This window comes from Paenibacillus agilis (assembly GCF_007786455.1).
GTDB classification, from domain to species: Bacteria; Bacillota; Bacilli; order Paenibacillales; family Paenibacillaceae; genus Paenibacillus_B; species Paenibacillus_B agilis.
This window is the reverse complement of record NZ_VNJK01000008.1, coordinates 1-20,580: the sequence shown is the minus strand read 5'-3', so window position 1 is coordinate 20,580 and position 20,580 is coordinate 1. Positions and strand designations below refer to the sequence as shown.

The following is a 20,580-nucleotide window of genomic DNA, read 5'->3' as shown; positions in this document are numbered from 1 at the left end:
ACATGACAGTATTGTAAGTTTCATATCTCATACTGCAAGGATAATCTAAGGTACATCATGATGGGCACATCTATAATGAAGATAACAAGTACAACGAAAATGTTTGTTACATCGACAACTAGATCGACATACATGGGGGGTCAATTTTTTATGAAAAAGAACAAATCATCGCGAGTATTGCGAATGGCAGCAGGTCTACTATCGATTACGATTGCTTCTCAATTTCTACTAGCTCCATCCATAATTGAGGCATCTACTAGTGTAAAAGAGGTAAAGACGACATCTTCTAGTAATACGGTATCCTCAAGCACAGGGAAGCACGTTCAAGATGGACAACGGACGAGCCCTATTCAATATACAATTGATCTCAAACTAGACGAAAAACAAATGAAACTTTCTGGCACACAATCTGTTTTGTTTCGCAACACAACGAAAGATGAACTATCTGAAGTCGTGTTCCATACGTTCGCGGATTCCTATCGTTCAATCGATACGCAAACATCTATGTTTCAGACAAGCAATAAGGAAATTGCCAAGGAGTATCCTAATAAGAAGCCTGCGGACTTCCTAGGGGGCATAGACATTAAACGAGTAACGGATAAGTCTGGGGAGGGGAAGCTTTCTTTTGAAAATAAAAACCAATCCCTGTCCGTTAAGCTTGGTAAGACTTTAAAGCCAGGTGAGGAAGTCGTTATGGAACTCGACTATACCGTTGATTTGCCATTTGGCATGCAGCGTTTAGCTTATTATAAAGACTTGATTAGTGCCGTTCACTTCTACCCGGTTGTTGCTATGTATGATGAGGAAAAGCAAGATTGGAGTCGGTTGCCATACAGCAAGACACTGGAAACGGACTATTTTGAGTCTTCCGATTATAAAGTTAGCCTGAATGTGCCGGAAAACTACAAGGTAAGCATGCCAGGAAAACTGCAAGAGACGGCTGCGGACAATGGACGAAAGGTAGTTACCGCTACTGCAGATAAGACACGTGAATTTGTGTTTTTTGCTAGTCCGAATTATAAAGTGAAGTCTAAGAACGTGAACGGCGTAAACATTGAAATGTACTATTTCGGAGATAGCAAGGAAAAAGATGCAGTTGCTGAGCGCTATATTAATCAAGCGGCGAAAGCAATCGACTTCTTCGGAAAGAAATTTGGAGCCTACCCTTATCAAGATTTCCGCATCCAGGAAACCTATGTAGAAGGTGTGGCGATTGAATATACACGAGTCATTCAGATGGGGCAGATTTCGGATCATACAGTAGTGGAAGACGATTCCGTATTTATTCATGAGGTAGCACATCAGTGGTTCCATGCTATTATCGGTAACGACTCTGAGACAGAAGGGTTTTTGGATGAAGGTCTAACGAACTTTGCAACTTCCTACTTCTACGAAGAACAGAAGGACGAGATGCAAGGCTTTAACGGTATGCGTATGGCATCGGCTCCTTCGGAAAAAGCAATTGCCTCTAATAATGATGAAGCTGGGGATGAGGCGCATCCGCTTTACTATGAACGCGGTCGTCTTGCTGTGTATGAGTTGTATCGCAAAGTAGGACAGCCAACCTTCGACCGCATTATGCAAGAGTACTACAACCGTTACGCACTTGGTAACGCTTCGATTGCAGATTGGCTGCAAACGATTGGAGATATTGCCGGTAAAGACATTCAGGAGCATATGCGTAAATCTTTATATGAACCCAACTTTGATCTTTCGGATGCGTATAAGTTAACTCCTGAAGAAGAACAGCATCTTACGGGACTTATGATGAAGTCAACGTACGATCAAATTTTTGAAAGCAACGCTAACTTACCGCAAGAAGTGTTTGCTCGTATGTACCACCGTGCTTATAACGGGGAGCCTGTAACGATCGTGCTTAGCGATGGAGTATCGAAAAAGGCGATGGAACAACAAAAGCAGTTGGCAGAACAGATTCAAACCCTGATGCAAATGGGCGGGGCCGAAGCGAAAATCGTAACAGAGCGCTCGTTAGTGAAGAAACAGCTGGAGAAGGAACTTTCGAAGAGTCATATTATTGCGATCGGCAGTTCTCGCCATAATCCGGTTATCCAAGCATTGAAGCCTGGCATTCAAAAGGGATCAAAGGCTATTCAATTGGATTGGAACAAAGCGATGAAGCAGAAAGATACGTCAGGAGTTTATATGGTAAAGCATCCTTATCATAAAGACCGCCTACTTATGCACATTTACTGGACGTCAGAGCAAGTAAATGCTAAAGCTTGGCCTACTATGATGCAAACCATGATGAAGACATCGAACTTTAGCAGCGATTTTTATCAATGGTTCCAAATGAATGGACAAGGTAAAGTGACTGCACAAAAATTTGAAGTTAACCCAATCTCAAAGTTTTTTGAATAATAGGGCTAGCGTCTAGAAAAAAATGAAGCAAGACAACGAATACCCGTCTCTGGGATAACAGGGACGGGTGTTTTGTGTTGGTTAGCATGCTTATCTACATTCATTAAGCAATCTTGCAATATCAATTTCTCCTGCTGGACTTTCTTTGGTGCTGCTAGCGCGTCCGCGAAGCGGTTGAATAGGGTTGGCTGTACGACGAAGCAATGCTTTAATTTCGGGGGGCTTTAATTCTGGTTTAAGTGCAAGCAGCAAGGCGATAGCGCCGCTTACATGGGAAGTAGCCATTGATGTTCCGCTCATCTCATGATAATTGCCGTGAAGCCACGCCGATACAATTTTGTCTCCAGGTGCATATATATCAACATAGGAACCTCGGTTACTGAACGGGGCAATACGGCGGCTGTTATCGGTAGCTCCTACAGAGATGGTTTGACTGTAGCGGGCAGGATAGTCGATCGTTTTTCGCTTGGCATCATTGCCAGAGGAGGCTACTACGGCAATGCCGGCGTTGGTAGCTTGAGTTACAGCATGCAGCAGTGACTTGCTGCGAGTCTTCATGCCGAAGCTCATATTAATAAGGTGAAGCTTGTTGCGCACACACCACTCGATGCCTTGCACGATATCAGACACATAGGCTGACCCATTTTCATCAAATGATTTGACGGGGTGTATGAGAGCACGCGGCGCCACTCCGATGATGCCATACATTTGATTGGCTGCTGCGATCGTTCCTGCGATATGAGTGCCGTGCCCGTTATCATCTTGTGGAGGGCGTCCAGGTTGAACAAAATTGATTCCTGATAAGAGTGAGTGACGTAGATCAGGGTGGTGGTAATCAGCTCCGGTATCAATAACTCCAATCCGAATCCGATGACCAGTCGTGGTACTCCATGCATGAGGGGCTTTAATGTGGCGCACTCCCCATGGAATACCTCTTTCCCCAGTGGAAGTGGTGCGGAAGGTGGTGTTGATCATCATACGAGTATCCTCTTCGACAGTGAGCGCTTGTTTGAAAGGGCGCCAACGCTGTTCCAACCCCTTTGGAAAATGAAAACGTAGGCTGGAGATAATCGGCCTTTCTTCCATGTGAGCCAATGCAGGATGGGTATTGCACAGCTCTTTTAGGGCTTTCCGACAGCGCTCGTAGAGACTTCGATCATTGAAGCCGATAAGGTATGGGCGTAAGCCTTGTCCGCCAGAGGAGATCTCTTGAAGTAATAGGTGGAGAAAGACAGACACATCCAATGTGCATTCCCCTCCCGACAGGTCTTGTGAATGTATCGTATGCGGTTTGGAGCGGGGTGGACTGGTATAGCTGCCTTTTTTATTGAAGTTAGGCCTTATTCCGTGTCAATCGAAGACTCAGGACATAGTATGGAGTAGAGCTTTATTAGGCTCTGCAGGCCACAGCTGGAGCAGCGAATTGCCCTCCGGCGCGGATACAGTCGAACGCGAAGGGGAGCCTTCGCGTTTCTTTTTTTTGACGAAATTAAGCGCAAATGGTCCTAGATTGGCATATCGGCTCATTTGTAATAAGAAAACTTGCATTTTCACTTCAAATCGGTTTTACTAAGGTGTGAACATGGATATGTTTGTAGATAAAGCAGTGTTTTATTGAACTTTTGCGAGAGGATGTGTACGTATGAGCACCCCGTTGGAATTGAAGCTGGATCCCGACAAAGTACAAGAAATGCCGATGGTGGATCTTGCTTTTGAAATATTGAAAGCAGCCAACACGCCTTTCTACTACCGTGACCTTATGAATGAAGTAGCGAAGCTTCGTGGATTGACAAAGGAGCAAATTCTTGATGTCATCGCTCAGCTATATACCGAGATTAATATCGATGGTCGATTCGCTTGTGTAGGAAGCAACATGTGGGGCTTGAAACGCTGGTATCCAGTTGACCGTGCTGATGAGAATATTACAGGCGGTACGAAGCGTCCACGCATTATCAATGATGATGATGATGATCTAGAGGATGATGACTACACAGAGGAAGACGATTCCTATAACAATGACGACTTCGACTTCGCAGATGATGACAGCGACGATGCATTCAGAGACGAAGATTCTGAAGTGGAAGAAGAAGAAGAAGAAGACGTCATGATTGAAGAAGAAGATCTAGACGAGGAAGCATCGGAAGATGAAGACTCTGAGGACGAATATGACGACGAGGAAGAAGAGAAAGCATAGGCGGTAAGCCTTGTCTGTTCTCGGGCCATCCAACTACTGGAGCATTGATGCTTCTGTAAGTTGGATGGCTTTTTTATACTTATTTTTTCCCGTTCACCTTCCCTTGACATTGGACAACCTAACGAGTAAACTAGCATATGGGCTTTGGATTTATCTATTAATTATATATATATTGTGAGTATAAAGTGCCCCGTGACCACGGGAGTCACTTTTTTGTTTTTTATAGGTATTGATTTGTGGAAATGAGCGAAGGAGGCATGATAAATTTCATGTTCCCCAGCATCAATTTTTCACCTGCAAATGGGTTACGATAACAACATGCATCAAATGGCATCGAACCTGATTCGCAATCAAAGCCTCCCGAGGACTTGTCATGAATGCACTTGATCATAGGAGGGTTTCACCAGTGACAAAGTATATTTTTGTAACGGGCGGCGTCGTATCATCTTTGGGTAAAGGGATAACGGCTGCATCCCTGGGCAGATTGCTCAAAAATCGCGGATTGAAAGTTACAATCCAAAAGTTTGACCCATATATTAACGTGGACCCTGGAACTATGAGTCCTTACCAGCACGGTGAAGTATTCGTGACGGACGATGGTGCAGAGACGGATCTCGATTTGGGTCACTACGAACGTTTTATTGACATTAACCTTTCTAAGAACAGCAATGTAACTACAGGTAAAGTGTACTCTTCGGTTATTTCCAAAGAGCGTCGCGGTGAATACTTGGGTGGTACTGTTCAGGTTATTCCTCACATTACGAACGAGATTAAAGAGCGTGTGTTCCGTGCAGGCAAAGAATCCGGTTCTGATGTAGTCATTACAGAGATCGGTGGTACTGTTGGTGATATCGAAAGCTTGCCTTATCTAGAAGCGATTCGACAAATCAAGAGTGATGTAGGCCGTGAAAATGTGATGTACATTCACGTAACGCTTATTCCTTACATTAAAGTTGCGGGCGAAGTGAAAACGAAGCCGACGCAGCATAGCGTTAAGGAATTGCGCAGCATCGGTATTCAACCGAACATGCTTGTATTGCGTACAGAAGTACCAATCACAGAAGAAATGAAGAAGAAGATTGCGCTATTCTGCGATATTGATGCAAATGCAGTTGTAGAATGCCAAGATGCTTCTACTTTGTATGAAGTGCCATTGATGCTTCGTGATCAAGGTATGGATGACATCGTTGTAAATCACTTGAAGCTTCAAACACCAGAACCGGATATGGGTGACTGGTTGCAGCTTGTTGATCGTGTTAAGTCGCTCGAAGAGCAGGTTGAGATTGCAATCGTGGGTAAATACGTTGCGTTGCATGATGCATACTTGTCCGTTGTAGAAGCATTGTCTCATGCTGGCTTTGAAGCGAACTCGGATGTTAAAGTTCGTTGGGTTGATGCAGAATTAATTACTGACGAGAATGCAGCTGAGCAACTTGGCGGCATTCACGGTATTCTTGTACCAGGCGGATTTGGTGATCGTGGTGTAGAAGGTAAAGTATCTACGATTCGTTATGCACGTGAGAACAAGATTCCATTCTTCGGTATTTGCTTGGGTATGCAAGTGGCAGTAATCGAGTACGCTCGTTCTGTTGTTGGTCTTCAAGGTGCGAACAGCTCTGAGATTAATCCAGCTACAGAGTACCCTGTTATTGATATTTTGCCAGAACAGAAGGATATTGAAGATCTTGGCGGTACAATGCGCCTTGGTTTGTATCCTTGCAAAGTGCAACCAGGAACACTTGCGATGGATTGCTACAAGGATGAGCTTGTATACGAGCGTCATCGTCATCGCTACGAATTCAACAATGAATATCGTGAGCAAATGGAACGTGCAGGATTTGTATTCTCAGGTACATCTCCTGATGGACGTCTTGTTGAGATTGTGGAGCTTCCAGACCATCCGTGGTTCTTGGCGGTTCAATTCCATCCGGAATTTATCTCCCGTCCTAACCGTCCACAGCCACTATTCCGTGAATTCGTCAAAGCTGCAATTAAGAACCGCGGTTAATTATTGAACCAAATATATAGTGCGGAAGCGAGTGTTTGCCTGATCGTTATTAGGGCATGCACTCGCTTTTTTATTACATAGGCTTTTTAACAATAATGATGTTCCTTCGCATTGTTTTGGAAACTTTAAGCGATTTCTTTTTCAAAGAAGGAATTTTAAGGGAAGACGCGAATATGTACTTTTACGACGTTTTTGCCCATCATGAAGATAATATGGTGAGGCAAGCGAGGGATAGTCATTTGGCTACCATTGCTCGTTCGTGAAACACAATGGGAGGGGTACCAGTTGGATAAGAAGAAAGTATTGATCGTAGATGACCAGAACGGTATACGTGTTCTTCTCATGGAAGTGTTCAGCAGCGAAGGGTATTTAACCTATCAGGCATCCAATGGCAAGTTGGCCTTAGAAATTGTGCGCAACGAGACACCAGACATTGTGCTGCTTGATATGAAGATCCCCGGCATGGATGGCCTTGAAATACTGAAGCAAATCAAAGAAATGAAGCCAGACTTAAATGTCATTATGATGACTGCTTATGGTGAACTCGATATGATCAAGGAAGCGAGTGATCTTGGAGCACTGATGCATTTTACGAAGCCGTTTGATATTGATGAAATGCGTGTTGCTGTCAATATGACACTAGAGCGTTCTTCAGGTTCGTCGGTATCTATATCTTCGTAAGCGCTATAAATGGCATACTTAGATACAGTTTGATGAGATAATTAGGGTTAATATCCATCTATATATAACAACGGTCATTTTAACCATATACTCCTTGGCAAAAGTCGACTTTAAACTTCGTTTGCTGTCAAGAGTTTGTATATTTTTTGATGTGCAATTGTGGTATAATAACGACTGTAAAGATGTCGGCTAGCCTTAACAGAAACAGACGACAATCCATAGGAGGAAGTAACCATGCCATTAGTATCGATGAACGAATTCCTGCCTAAAGCTAAAGCAAACAAATTTGCTGTAGGTCAGTTTAACATCAACAACCTTGAGTTTGTACAAGCTATCACAGAAGCTGGTATGCTTGAGAACTCCCCACTTATCTTCGGTGTTTCCGAAGGTGCATTGAAGTACATGGGTATCGAGTACACTGTAGCAATGGCTGAAGCAGCTGCTAAGAAATCCGGCTTGCCAATCGCATTGCACCTTGACCACGGTAGCACATTTGAAGTAGCTATGAAGTGTATCCGTGCAGGATTCTCTTCCGTTATGTTTGATGGTTCCCACCATGCATACGAAGATAACATCCGCTTGACTAAAGAAGTTGTTAAAGCTGCACACGCTATGGGCGTATCCGTTGAAGGTGAATTGGGTACAATCGGCGGTACAGAGGACGACTTGACAGTTGATGAAGCGCATGCACAATTGGCTGATCCAGAAGAAGCAATCCGCTTCTATGAAGAGACAGGCGTTGATGCTTTGGCAATCGCTGTAGGTACTGCTCATGGTATGTACAAAGGCGAGCCTAAGCTTCACTTTGATATTATGGAAGCTGTAACAAGCAAGATTCCAGTTCCAATCGTTCTTCACGGTGGTTCCGGTGTTCCTGACGACGCAATCACGAAAGCTGTTGCATGCGGCGTAGGTAAGATCAACGTAAACACAGAGAACCAAGTTTCCTTCACGAAGACGATCCGTGAATCTCTTGCTAAGCAAGAAACGGTTTACGATCCTCGTAAATACTTGACTCCAGCGCGTGAATCTATCGTTGAAGTCGTTCGTGAAAAAATCCGTTTGTTCGGAAGCAGCAACCAAGCATAACAAGCGATGATCGCATTCGCACGTTAACGGATATGGGAATGACACTGGTACGTTCCAGTGTTCTTCCCATTTTCTACTTATCTAACATTTTTCATAAAGCTAGTTATTGTAGTACAATTGTATAGATATAGGTAGAGATACCGAATTCATAGGGAAGACTGGAGAACGGAACAATTACAATCAGTTACATGTGCGTAATGGGTTCCGTTGTGTTGTATCGTAGAAGTATGTTGCCGTGATCACGATATGAGTTATTATTTCGAGCAATCTGGGTAAGCAGGTATGCAAGGCGTAGGAGGAGCATTTTACAACTATGGAAAAGATAATGATTCAGGGCGGTCGTCCGTTGCGCGGTACTGTGCAGATTAGTGGGGCTAAGAATAGTGCAGTTGCGCTCGTACCGGCTGCTATTTTGGCAGAGACAAAAGTAGTATTGGAAAACTTGCCAGTGATTAGCGATGTAGAAACGTACAGCGAAATCCTTGCTGAATTGGGCGGGGACGTAAGCTGGGACGGGAATACGATGCATATTGATCCTTCTCGTATGATTTCTATACCTATGCACAATGGTCTTGTAAAGAAGTTGAGAGCTTCTTATTACTTGATGGGCGCTTTATTAGGACGATTTGGAGAAGCGACAATTGGTATGCCTGGTGGTTGCAGTTTCGAACCGCGTCCTATCGATCAGCACATCAAGGGATTTGAAGCATTAGGGGCAACGGTTACGAATGATCATGGGTCGATTCATATTTATGCGAAAGAACTTCGCGGAGCTAAAGTTTATTTGGATGTAGCGAGTGTGGGTGCTACGATTAACATAATGCTGGCGGCAACAAGAGCTAAAGGCATAACAACGATTGAAAATGCGGCTAAAGAGCCTGAAATTATAGATGTAGCCACATTGCTTAACGCGATGGGGGCGAAGATTAAAGGTGCCGGTACAGGTACGATTCGTATCGAGGGCGTTGACAGTTTGCATGGCTGTCGTCATTCGATTATTCCAGACCGTATCCAAGCGGGAACTTATATGATTGCTGCTGCGGCGACACGAGGTAATCTTCTCGTTGATAATATAATTCCGAAGCATATGGAGGCATTGACTGCAAAGTTGGAAGAAATGGGTGTGGAGATTCTTGAATCAGGTGAATCGCTTCGTGTCATTGGCAAGGAGAACTATGAGCCTATTGATGTCAAAGCACTAATATACCCTGGCTTTGCTACTGATCTGCAGTCGCCTATGGCAAGTTTGCTTACACAGGCATCAGGTGTAAGTATGCTAACGGATTATGTTTACAGTAACCGCTTTAAATACGTCCCTGAGCTAATGCGTATGGGAGCTAAGATTCGTGTAGAAGGACGTTCAGCTATTATTGAACGCTCTAAGTTGCATGCTGCTACAGTCAAGGCCGCCGATTTGCGCGCTGGGGCGGCATTGGTTATCGCGGGATTACTTGTAGAAGACGGTGTTACCGAAGTGTTGGGTGTCGAGTTTATTGACCGCGGGTATGATAATCTTGTCTCTAACTTGACTATGCTGGGCGCAGAAATATGGAGGGAATAAGAATAAATTTTCACATTACGGGTAATCATATATAAATAGTCTACGCTGTTCATTCTATTGTGCCTGTCATTCTTCTCAGAATGATTGAAAATCTACTAGGCGAATAGGTACCCGTTATTCCCTTCACGAATCCAGACTACCATAAGATTTATATTTGGGATGAATTTATTCGGCACTCTAATAGTAGGAACAGAGCAGCTAGTGGAATTCATTCTCGTTTTCACTTAGACATCAATGTTATTTCTTGAATAGAATAGGAGTTGTATTCATGGATTTGCAAATTTCCGATTTGGAATCGAAGAAATTGACGGAGCTGTATAAGCTAGCCAAGCAGTTACAGATTCCTAGCTACGGACAACTTAAGAAAAAAGAACTTATTTTTGCAATTTTACGCGCGCAAGCAGAACAAGGCGGCTTTATGTTTATGGAAGGTGTCTTGGATATTCTTCCTGAAGGATTTGGATTCTTGCGCCCTATTAACTATTTACCAAGCCCAGAGGACATTTATATTTCCCAATCACAGATCCGTCGTTTCGATCTTCGTACTGGTGATCTCGTTTCCGGGAAATGTCGTCCGCCGAAAGAAAACGAAAGATATTTTGGACTACTGCAGATTAATGCGGTTAATGGTGAAAATCCGGATGAAGCCTCACAGCGTCTGCACTTCCCTGCCTTGACTCCTCTATATCCGGAGAAAAAGCTCGTACTGCAAACAACCCCTGAAAAGATTTCAACTCGTACTATGGATATGCTTGCTCCTGTTGGATTAGGTCAGCGTGGTCTTATTGTAGCGCCTCCTAAGGCAGGTAAGACATTGCTATTGAAAGAGATTGCGAATAGCATATCGACGAATCATCCTGATATTGAATTGTTCGTATTGCTTATTGATGAGCGTCCGGAAGAAGTAACGGATATGCAGCGTTCCGTCAAAGGTGAGGTTGTCGCTTCTACATTTGATGAAGTGCCTGAGAACCATATTAAAGTAGCTGAGCTAGTACTAGAGCGTGCTTTGCGTCTTGTGGAGCACAAGAAAGATGTTGTTATTTTGCTTGATAGCATTACTAGATTAGCGCGTGCTTACAACCTAGTTGTTCCTCCATCTGGTAGAACACTAAGTGGTGGTATCGATCCTGCTGCTTTCCATCGTCCTAAGCGTTTCTTCGGTTCGGCTAGAAATATCGAAGAGGGCGGAAGCTTGACGATCTTGGCAACAGCTTTGGTCGAGACAGGTTCTCGTATGGACGATATCATTTATGAAGAATTTAAAGGTACAGGCAACATGGAACTTCACTTGGATCGCAAATTGGCTGAACGTCGTATTTTCCCAGCTATCGATATTCGTCGTTCTGGAACGCGTCGTGAAGAAATGTTATTGACGAAGGATGAATTGGACAAACTATGGTCGGTTCGTAAAAACATGAATGAATCGCCAGAGTTCGTTGATCAATTTATTCGACGTATGCGTGACACGAAGACAAATGAAGAGTTCCTAGCGACATTAGATTCTAAGGAAACCAATCCAACACCAACTCGCCGTACACGCAGTTCCTCTGTCAGCTGACGTATGTACCGAAATATAGGGAGGACTTGCTGACAATGTATGTAGTATATGCTGACCAAGATGGGAATATGTACGATCATGATCAATTGATCGGACTAGCCCGTAGCGGGGAAATGATTGTAGAAATATTTGAAGATGAGCTAATTCCTTTGCCGGAAGGGGCTACGCTTGTAGGTTTGCCAAGCACTCGTCCCGTTGGGCTTGACCCAGATACAGGTGAAATGGTTGTTATACCAGGTGATGTACAGGCGGTAGGAGCTTTGCTACCACAAGGCTATACTCGTTTGCACATACCAAGCTATGTAAAGACAGATAAGGAACAGAAATTGCCGCTGTTTGGTTACACGGCTGTCGTCTGGAAAGATGGCGGATTTTATGTGGCAGCTCATGCAACAGATGACCCTCATAAGTGGGATCCGTTGAATTGTGATACGAGACAACTTCGTGTGCAAGTGTCTGAATTGTTAGAGCGCTATCCTGAAAATCGCTTATATCAACATTTGTCACATTGCGCACTGCAATATGAGTGCTTGACTGCTTCCAACACCTTTTTACAACGTTGGGAAGGGGCGGTACCGGTATCTTATTCATGCAATGCTGGCTGCTATGGATGTATTTCGGAACAACCGGATGATAGTGGTTTCCCTGCTCCGCAGACACGTATGAACTTCAGACCGATGGTTGATGAAGTTGTAGAGATTATGATGGAACATTTGAAGACACCGGAATCGATCATTAGCTTTGGTCAGGGTTGTGAGGGTGAACCTTCTACTCAGGCTAAAATTATTATTGAAGCGATTAAAGAAGTGCGACGTCAAACAGATATGGGCTACATCAATATCAATACAAACGCCGGTCTAACGGATCATATCCGCGGTATTGTTGATGCAGGGCTAGACTTAATGCGCGTGAGCACAATTAGTGCTTTGGACGATCATTACAATGCTTATTATCGTCCGCGTGCTTACAATTTGGCTAATGTCGAGAAATCACTCCGCTACGCATCAGAGCAGGGTGTTTATACGTCTATTAACTATCTTGTGTTCCCTGGTGTCACAGATCGTGAAGAAGAAGTTGAAGCGATGGTCGAATTTGCTCGTCGCACGAAGCTTCGTCTCATCCAAATGCGTAACTTGAATATTGACCCTGAAAGCTACTTGGAACTCATTCCTAAGGCACAAGGAGATATTCTCGGTATGAAGACTATGATCGATATTTTTAAGGAAGAGCTTCCAGATGTCGTCATTGGATCTTACTCGCATGTTCCTCCTGAATTATTACAGCGGGCGAAAGCAAAGTATTGATGGGATTGCATTCCCTTCATTTTTTGCAAATGAGTTTCCGATAACATTGAGTAAATGGAACGGAAAACGTAAGTCTTTCAATATAAAAATGCAAGTTGCGTACCCTATATCGGTGTGCTATAATCCATCTATGTGTCATTTATAACTCTGAGAACGCAAAGGGCTCAGGGCGGAAAGAGGTGAATTCGATGAAAGAAGCAATTCAACCGAAATACTACGTAACGACTGTATCTTGCGCTTGCGGCAACACATTCGAAACAGGTTCCGTTAAGGAAAACCTTAAAGTAGAGGTTTGCTCCAACTGCCATCCATTCTTCACAGGTAAGCAGAAGTTCTTGGATGCTGGTGGTCGCGTAGACCGTTTCAAAAAGAAATACGGCATGTAATTTATATGAACAAACTCCCTTGTGTGTATATGCAGGGGAGTTTATTTTTTTGCCCATTTTTAGTGAGCACAAAATGTCAAAACAATCTTTTCCTAATCTTGTATGATAATGCTGTGGATTTGATCGAGAGAAGGTGCTGTTCATGTGGGTGGAACATAAAGAGTGGGTCCGAGAAGCGATACGCTATATGGAGTTTCATCTAAAAGAAGATGTGGAGTTCGAAGACGTTGTCCAGCATACAGCAGTTTCAAGGTTCCATTTTCATCGAATTTTTAAGGAGCATGTCGGTATTAGTGCATCTGCCTATCTTAGGGAGCGGAGATTGACCTTGGCGGCAATGGAATTACTTTCGACGAACAAGCGCATATTGGACATTGCCTTAGAGTATCGTTTTGCTGGACAAGATTCGTTCTCTCGGGCGTTCAAGCGTCAGTATCAAATGACTCCGCAGCAGTATCGTAGTGGATTTAGGCCGTTTCAACGGACACAGGAGGAGGTTGGTTCTTATATGTCTAAAAATGAACATCAGACAGGTTCTGGTCAAAGCTACAATGAATATGTAGAACAACAGGAAATACAGAATGTGCAGAGTAAGCTTCCCGTAGGATGGCTGTTTACAGGGATGTTTCCTAACCAATATCAAGCTGAGTTGGATCGACTAGTTGTGCATCGCGGCACAGTATCCGCAACCGTTAAAGGGATAGCTAATGCTAATCCACAAGGATTTGGAACGTTGATGCAAATGTTTAAGGCGAAAAAATATCAAGGTAAACGATTGCGACTAACTGGATTTCTGAAGACGAAAGAAGCACAAATGGCTGGTTTGTGGATGCGTGTGGATGGTAAGAATGAGGAGCCATTGGCTTTTGATAATATGATGAATCGACCAGTAGTGGGTACGAAGGACTGGGCACAGTATGATGTTGTGCTCGATGTCGACCCATTAGCTGAAGCGATTGCGTTCGGCGTTATATTGAGCGGGGAAGGTCAAGTTTGGGTTGATGGTATTCGAATCGAAGAAGTGGATCAATCGGTTCCCACTACCGACTCTTTTATAAATGAGGATCAGACTTTGCCGGACGATCCATTTAATCTAGATTTCGAAGTGATTCGTGGTGAGGAAGTTTGATGTGGGAAAAGATTATTGAGATGTCACTTGGATTTCTGTTGGATCTAGTGAACCTCAAATATCCAATGGAAGTGGTGGCCTTGTTTCTGGGTTTGGCTATTCTGTATGGCGCAGTACAATTTATTGCCTTACGTTGCTTTAGGACCAAGGACAGTATGCCGAATTGGGCTAGTGCTTTAATTAGTGCGTTCGTTTCTCTACTTATGGTAGGGATGATTCGGTTCATTTTGAAAATGGTTCAGAGTGCATGGCCAGATCTGGGGCTTCCAAGAGAATTATCGGAATATATTCCTCTTATCGTTCTATGTATGCTCATCGCTTTGTTTGCTTGTCTACATTTGTTTATTATCGCCGTAGTATTTCGTGAAAATGCAATGCATTGGAATGGAACTTCCTACGTTATCCTACTCGCCTTAGCTACGTTAGTTAGCTCAATACTTCTAAAAGCTGTGTATTCTACCTCGGGTATGACATGGAATGGTTACTTAGTCGCGGGGGGAATAACAGCTTTGATAAGTACGACTTGGTACAGCTTGCATGCATTGTCTCACAAAAAATCATTGGAACTAAGTGGCTAAGGAAACTCTGGAGTCGAAATGGCTATGATGAGTCTACAATTATATGACTCTCTAATAGTTATTAATAGGCCGGCTAGGTTGTTAAAGTTTAACTTGAGTTGCAACTTGTCTGTAAATAGTCTATACTAGGTCTTGCCGTGCTAGACGGGGAGGTAGCGGTGCCCTGTAACTCGCAATCCGCTGTAGCGAGGTTGAATTCCTGTTAGAGGTTTTGTCGATGTGAGGCTGGAGCCTATGTGTGGTGTTGACGGTTTGGTCCTTCGCAATATGCGCTTATGAACCTGGTCAGGTCCGGAAGGAAGCAGCCATAAGTAAGTTAGCGTATGTGCCGGAGGGAAGCCTAACCTGAGCTGTCGCATAGGAGTGCCGCTTGGATCGCAATTATCAATAACAGGTGCACGGTTCTATCTTATAATTTAGACTAGCGCGTTGACACCGATATTGCTCGGTGTTTTTTTATATGTAAATATATGATGGGCACTGATTGTGAGAGAAAGATACATAAGAATAATGATGCTATGAAGCTTGGTGAGAGGTTTTTCTACAGAGTGAACATGCATCATTGAACATACACTTCAATGAATATATATATGGGGTGAGCGCGTGCATAACGGACCTATAACACCACTGGAAGAAGCTGTCTCGAAGTTGGCAGAAGGGCGAAGATCTCCTACTACTGGTGAACGAGATGCTGTGACATTGTTACAGCGTTTTGCTGATACGTTTTTACGTGATGTCAATTTAGGCGTGCTGCTCATAGATCTTCAATTTAGGCTGGTTGATATAAGTGATACGGCTTGCAAATTGTTAGGGTGGAGTCGGGAGCAGGTGGTGAATCACCGTATCAACGAGTTGTTTGGAGCGATGCCGAAGGAGCATCATCCGATCAAGCGATCGCTGCTAGGGGGAGTGGTTGCTACTAACTATGCTTTTTCCTGGCAGAATGGAACCTACCGTCATGAGCTGTTAATGGATTCGAATGTTGTTCGATGTGAAGATGGTCAGATTTTAGGGGCATATGTACTATTTAAGGATGTTACTAATCTCAAATCGTTAGAAGAGCAGGTTCAACGAAATGATCGATTGGCTATGGTTGGGCAAATTGCTGCTGGTACAGCTCACGAGATCCGTAATCCGCTAACTTCAATTAAAGGGTTCCTTCAAATGTTCAAAAGGACGCTAACGGAACGCGGGATGAACAAAGAAGTTGAGTTCGCCGATATTATGCTTACCGAATTGAATCGTATTAATGAATTAGTGGGTGAGTTCTTACTTTTGAGCAAGCCTAAAGATTTAAACATCGAACAGCTTCGTATTGAACAGGTAATGGAAGAGATTGTTCCCATTATTCGAAATGAAGCAGTTATGCATAATGTGGATGTTCGTGTAGTCCATACAGTGCCGCTACCGCCTGTAGTAGCTGATCGGGAGATGCTGAAGCAAGTATTCCTTAACATAGCCAAGAACGGAATTGAGGCTATGGTTGATGGAGGGCATTTGTCGATCTATTTGAAAATAGACGAATCGTGTAAGTGCGTTCTGGTAGATATACACGATTCTGGGCCAGGGATTCCGGGATTCCTTGTAGACAAAATATTCGATCCTTTCTTTACAACAAAGCCCAATGGAACTGGATTGGGATTGTCCGTGTGTCAGAGAATTATTTCTGATATGGGAGGCGGCATCCGTGTTGCATCCAAAGGATACGGCACAACCTTTACAATAGCCATACCTTACTAATACCCAATAACAGGTGTTAGAGGGTGTGGCTGTTTTTTTTGTAATTGTGATATAGTATAATATAACAAGCTTCGCATGAAGTGATGTTAGTATAAACGTTTCGAGGTTACAGTATGGGTCATATTGCATTGTATCGCGCATGGCGGCCACAGTCATTTGGTGACATGGTTGGCCAGCAGCACATAATTCAAACGCTACAGAATTCGTTGCGGGAGCAGCGCTTTTCGCATGCTTATCTGTTCAGCGGCCCGCGTGGAACGGGGAAGACGAGTGCGGCCAAAATATTAGCCAAGGCGGTTAACTGTGAACGTGGTCCGAGCACTGAGCCTTGTAATGAATGTGAAGCGTGCCGACGTATCACAGCTGGAGCTGTTATGGACGTCGTAGAGATTGATGCTGCGTCTAATCGTGGTGTCGAAGAAATTCGAGATCTCCGCGAGAAAGTTAAATACGCTCCTACCGAAGTTCGTCATAAAGTGTACATTATCGATGAAGTACACATGCTGACAACCGAGGCTTTCAATGCACTATTGAAGACATTGGAAGAGCCTCCTGCGCATGTGATGTTTATTTTGGCAACTACGGAGCCGCATCGGCTTCCTGCCACAATTATATCGAGATGTCAGCGCTTTGATTTCCGTCGAGTATCACTTGAAGAGCAAGTAGATCGGTTGGCACAAGTCTGTTCAGAAGAAAAGATTGAAGCGGATCGAGACGGCTTAGAATATATTGCGAAATTGTCCGATGGCGGCATGCGTGATGCAATAAGCCTATTAGATCAAGCGGCTTCCTTTACAGATGGGCGTGTCACTTATCAACAAGTGCTTGATATTACAGGGGGCATGCCTGAGGAGCAGTTCGCTAAGTTGGCTCTAGCAGTTCGTGAGCAAGATGTAGCAACCGTACTAACTGTAATTGAACAGATGATGCAAGAAGGTAAAAGTGCGGACAAATGCATGGAAAGTTTGTTATACTTCTTCCGTGACCTGCTAATGGTCAAGCTGGTGCCTGATGGGGGAGTGATGACAGAACGTTTGACACAAGTCAATACGTTCCGTGATATTGCTGAGTCATACGGTGCTTCGGACTTATTTGCAGTCATTGATACGTTAAATCGTTATCAAACAGAAATGAAGTATGCAACACAGCCTCAGACATTATTTGAAGTTGCGCTATTGCATATAGCGACTCAACGTTCAGGTACAGTATCGGCTTCTTCATCGGCAGCGAAAACGGGGAATGTTCCTGTTGAAGCCTCTGGTATTGTTCAACAGCTTCAACGCCAAGTGGCCGCACTTGAAAGTAAGTTAAATGATGCTTTGAAGCAAGGTGTTCATACGGAGGGATCGTCCGCTGCAAGTTCTACACGTGAGCGTACGGCCGCTGCTGTTCGTCAAAATGTTCGAGCTTCTGTACATGCTAAAAAGCCGCCGCAGTTCGAACAATATGTAGCAAATCGCAACAGTCCGCAATTCCAACAAGTTCGTGGTCAGTGGGGTCAAGTACTCCAACGAGTTAAAGAAGTGGGTGTAACCATCCACGCATGGCTCGTTAATGGTGAACCGGTATCTATACTTGAAGATGGCCTATTGGTTGCATTCAAGAACACCATCCATCGGGACACGACTGAGAAGCCTTCCAATCGCGAGGTTATTGAGCGTGTGCTGCAGGAAGTGTTGGGTAAGCCTTATCGTTTGGATACGATGATGCTCAAAGACTGGGAAGTGACGGATAAACCTTCTGATGCTCCGAGTGAAGCGTTTCAGTTAGAACAAGAAGGGGCAGAGGATACAAAGGGAAAGTGGATTGACGAGGCTATCCAGATGTTTGGAGAAGAACTCGTTATCATAAAAGAATAACATTCTAATTGGAGAATAAAGGAGAGTATACGGCGATGAACAATATGAATCAAATGATGAAGCAAGTTAAGAAGATGCAAGAGCAAATGTTGAAGGCACAAGAGGGATTGGCTGACAAAATCTCTAATGGTACTTCTGGTGGCGGCGCTGTATCCGTTGAAGTAAATGGTCACAAAAAAGTTCTTTCCATTAATATCAAGCCAGAAGTAGTAGATGCAGACGATATTGAGATGCTTCAAGACTTAATCATCACAGCTGTAAATGATGCTTTGACTAAAGCAGAAGATATGGCTAATGATGATATGGCTAAATTCACAGGTGGTATGAAAATTCCAGGATTGTTCTAATCCAGGGGTATTAGGTGCAATGCTAAATGAATGAACGACCATAGTGGTGTCACGCTCCATCTTGGATGCAGGGCACCACTATTTTGTATCATGGACAAGTTCAAGAGGGAGCGGGATTATGTATTATCCAGAACCGATAGCGAAGCTAATTGAAGCATTTTCGCGCCTTCCAGGGGTAGGACCCAAGACAGCGGCTCGTCTTGCTTTCCATGTGCTTCGCATGCAGGAAGATGACGTGATTGATTTCGCTAAGGCGTTGGTCAACGTCAAACGCAATCTAACCTACTGTTCGGTCTGCTGCAATATTACGGATACAGATCCTTGCCGAATCTGTCAGGACAAATCAAGGGATGTTTCTGTTATATGTGTTGTGCAGGAAACGAAAGATCTAGTGGCGATGGAGAGAATGAAGGAATTCCAAGGGCATTATCATGTGCTGCAAGGTGCGATTTCTCCTATGGAGGGTATTGGACCTGAAGATATCAAGTTGGCGGAATTACTAAAACGCCTTAGTGACGAACGAGTAAAGGAACTCATTTTGGCGACAAATCCGAATATCGAGGGTGAGGCAACTGCGATGTACATATCGCGCCTTGTTCGTCCTTTCGGTATTAAAGTGACCCGTATTGCGCACGGATTGCCTGTGGGCGGAGATTTGGAGTATGCAGACGAGGTTACGTTATCAAAAGCGCTAGAAGGACGTCGTGAATTATAGATAGCCTTTAGTTGTCTGGGTGCTTATATGCTGTTTATGTGCAATACGCTAATATAAACCGGTACGTAGATTCTGTTATGAATCCATGTATCGGTTTTCGTTCTATATAGAAGTTTTCATCCATAAGCTTAAAGTAGACGAGCTTATGGAGGTGTTGGTATGTTCAACATGATTTGGTGGGACAATCTTAATAAACAGTTGCGGAAGGTAGTAAAAAGGCATACTGATTCAAATTTGCAAGCAAATCATTCGAAAGCCGCGGAACTCGAGCTCGAGCATCAGCGTTTAATTGAGGAACTTGATGATGCTTTTATGGAGTGGAAGCAAGCTCAGGTACGATTCGAATATGCTCTTGGTATGGACGAAACGGATTATGCAATTTGTACAATGGAAGCATCGGAGAAGCGATTAGCTATGTTGCTGAAAAGGGCCAAGCAGAACAATCTTCGAACGAATGCCTATCGCCAATTGATAAAGAGGTGCTCGTAATGAGGTTGATTGTTATCGTTGTGCTGGCTGTTTCCTTGCTGCTTTTAATGGGGATGCTCTTACGAAACAAAGAAGCACGTAGGGGGATGTCCTGGTTTATGCTTCATGCTATCGGTGCGTTTGTTATGTTGTATTTAGTTAATTCGACAGGTTTAGGGATGGATGTAGAGGTTGCTGTTAACCCTCTTACCCTAATAACAGTAGGGCTATTTGGGGTGCCTGGCTTAGCGGGAATTGTATTCCTTAAAATGGCAGTATTAATATAGTTGACGAGGTGGCTTGTGTATGATAAATTAATAAACGTCGCTTCGGACGAAACAAAAAAACAAAGACAAACGATGTCGAAAGACAACGAAAAAGTTTTTGAAAAAAGATGTTGACACTGAAACGACAACATGATATATTATAAGAGTCGCCGCTGAGAAACACGGCGAACGAGAGCGAAAGAAAACGAATCGAAAGATGAGTGATCTGAGCCGAATTGTTCTTTGAAAACTGAACAACGAGTGAAACGTTTGATATAAGAAATTCAGCAATGAATTTCGTCAGCATTACAAATG

General features: G+C 43.7%; 18 protein-coding genes and 1 other RNA gene. 18 read left to right on the top strand and 1 reads right to left on the bottom strand.

The window, feature by feature from the left end:
- Positions 1–150 precede the first annotated feature (150 nt).
- Entirely contained in the window at positions 151–2,379 is a 2,229-nt protein-coding gene (locus tag FPZ44_RS25270; RefSeq protein WP_186786237.1) for a M1 family metallopeptidase, read from the top strand.
- A 90-nt stretch (positions 2,380–2,469) separates the two neighbouring features.
- Here the strand turns inward: FPZ44_RS25270 and FPZ44_RS25265 are convergent, their stop codons facing one another.
- Positions 2,470–3,624, bottom strand: a complete 1,155-nt coding sequence (locus FPZ44_RS25265) for a S8 family peptidase (RefSeq protein ID WP_144995270.1) — start codon at positions 3,622–3,624, stop codon at positions 2,470–2,472.
- Positions 3,625–4,021: 397 nt separating this feature from the next.
- Between FPZ44_RS25265 and rpoE the strand changes: the two genes are divergently transcribed.
- From rpoE to FPZ44_RS25180, 17 genes are all read left to right on the top strand, one after another.
- Positions 4,022–4,573, top strand: a complete 552-nt coding sequence (rpoE, locus tag FPZ44_RS25260; protein WP_144995268.1) for a DNA-directed RNA polymerase subunit delta — start codon at positions 4,022–4,024, stop codon at positions 4,571–4,573.
- A gap of 406 nt (positions 4,574–4,979) precedes the next feature.
- The gene (locus FPZ44_RS25255) at positions 4,980–6,581 is read left to right on the top strand and encodes a CTP synthase (RefSeq protein ID WP_144995266.1); all 1,602 of its coding nucleotides are present in this window, start codon (positions 4,980–4,982) and stop codon (positions 6,579–6,581) included.
- A gap of 285 nt (positions 6,582–6,866) precedes the next feature.
- On the top strand, positions 6,867–7,262 hold the full coding sequence (locus tag FPZ44_RS25250; RefSeq protein ID WP_144995264.1) for a response regulator: 396 nt from the start codon (positions 6,867–6,869) through the stop codon (positions 7,260–7,262).
- A gap of 234 nt (positions 7,263–7,496) precedes the next feature.
- Positions 7,497–8,351, top strand: a complete 855-nt coding sequence (fba, locus tag FPZ44_RS25245; RefSeq protein ID WP_144995262.1) for a class II fructose-1,6-bisphosphate aldolase — start codon at positions 7,497–7,499, stop codon at positions 8,349–8,351.
- Between the two features lie 313 nt (positions 8,352–8,664).
- Positions 8,665–9,912: a UDP-N-acetylglucosamine 1-carboxyvinyltransferase gene (locus tag FPZ44_RS25240; RefSeq protein WP_144995260.1), complete on the top strand. Its 1,248-nt coding sequence runs from the start codon at positions 8,665–8,667 to the stop codon at positions 9,910–9,912.
- Positions 9,913–10,180: 268 nt separating this feature from the next.
- Positions 10,181–11,473 (top strand): transcription termination factor Rho, encoded by a 1,293-nt coding sequence (gene rho, locus FPZ44_RS25235; protein WP_144995258.1) that lies wholly within the window; start codon positions 10,181–10,183, stop codon positions 11,471–11,473.
- A gap of 35 nt (positions 11,474–11,508) precedes the next feature.
- Positions 11,509–12,777, top strand: a complete 1,269-nt coding sequence (locus FPZ44_RS25230; protein WP_144995256.1) for a radical SAM family protein — start codon at positions 11,509–11,511, stop codon at positions 12,775–12,777.
- A 188-nt stretch (positions 12,778–12,965) separates the two neighbouring features.
- Complete coding sequence (gene rpmE / locus FPZ44_RS25225) at positions 12,966–13,163, top strand: 50S ribosomal protein L31 (RefSeq protein WP_028594973.1); 198 nt, start codon at positions 12,966–12,968, stop codon at positions 13,161–13,163.
- A gap of 142 nt (positions 13,164–13,305) precedes the next feature.
- On the top strand, positions 13,306–14,292 hold the full coding sequence (locus FPZ44_RS25220) for a helix-turn-helix transcriptional regulator (RefSeq protein WP_144995254.1): 987 nt from the start codon (positions 13,306–13,308) through the stop codon (positions 14,290–14,292).
- Positions 14,292–14,870: a hypothetical protein gene (locus FPZ44_RS25215; protein WP_144995252.1), complete on the top strand. Its 579-nt coding sequence runs from the start codon at positions 14,292–14,294 to the stop codon at positions 14,868–14,870. Before FPZ44_RS25220 ends, FPZ44_RS25215 begins: the two co-directional genes overlap by 1 nt.
- Before the next feature lie 135 nt (positions 14,871–15,005).
- Positions 15,006–15,272: signal recognition particle sRNA large type (ffs, locus tag FPZ44_RS25210), an RNA gene on the top strand.
- Between the two features lie 246 nt (positions 15,273–15,518).
- Positions 15,519–16,610: an ATP-binding protein gene (locus FPZ44_RS25205; RefSeq protein WP_261378559.1), complete on the top strand. Its 1,092-nt coding sequence runs from the start codon at positions 15,519–15,521 to the stop codon at positions 16,608–16,610.
- A 113-nt stretch (positions 16,611–16,723) separates the two neighbouring features.
- Complete coding sequence (gene dnaX / locus FPZ44_RS25200; RefSeq protein ID WP_144995248.1) at positions 16,724–18,469, top strand: DNA polymerase III subunit gamma/tau; 1,746 nt, start codon at positions 16,724–16,726, stop codon at positions 18,467–18,469.
- A gap of 35 nt (positions 18,470–18,504) precedes the next feature.
- Positions 18,505–18,816, top strand: a complete 312-nt coding sequence (locus tag FPZ44_RS25195; RefSeq protein WP_144995246.1) for a YbaB/EbfC family nucleoid-associated protein — start codon at positions 18,505–18,507, stop codon at positions 18,814–18,816.
- Between the two features lie 118 nt (positions 18,817–18,934).
- The gene (gene recR / locus FPZ44_RS25190; protein WP_144995244.1) at positions 18,935–19,531 is read left to right on the top strand and encodes a recombination mediator RecR; all 597 of its coding nucleotides are present in this window, start codon (positions 18,935–18,937) and stop codon (positions 19,529–19,531) included.
- Between the two features lie 159 nt (positions 19,532–19,690).
- Entirely contained in the window at positions 19,691–20,020 is a 330-nt protein-coding gene (locus FPZ44_RS25185) for a DUF2508 family protein (RefSeq protein WP_261378553.1), read from the top strand.
- On the top strand, positions 20,020–20,286 hold the full coding sequence (locus FPZ44_RS25180; RefSeq protein WP_144995242.1) for a pro-sigmaK processing inhibitor BofA family protein: 267 nt from the start codon (positions 20,020–20,022) through the stop codon (positions 20,284–20,286). The genes FPZ44_RS25185 and FPZ44_RS25180 overlap by 1 nt, the downstream gene beginning before the upstream one ends.
- The last annotated feature ends 294 nt before the right edge of the window (positions 20,287–20,580 follow it).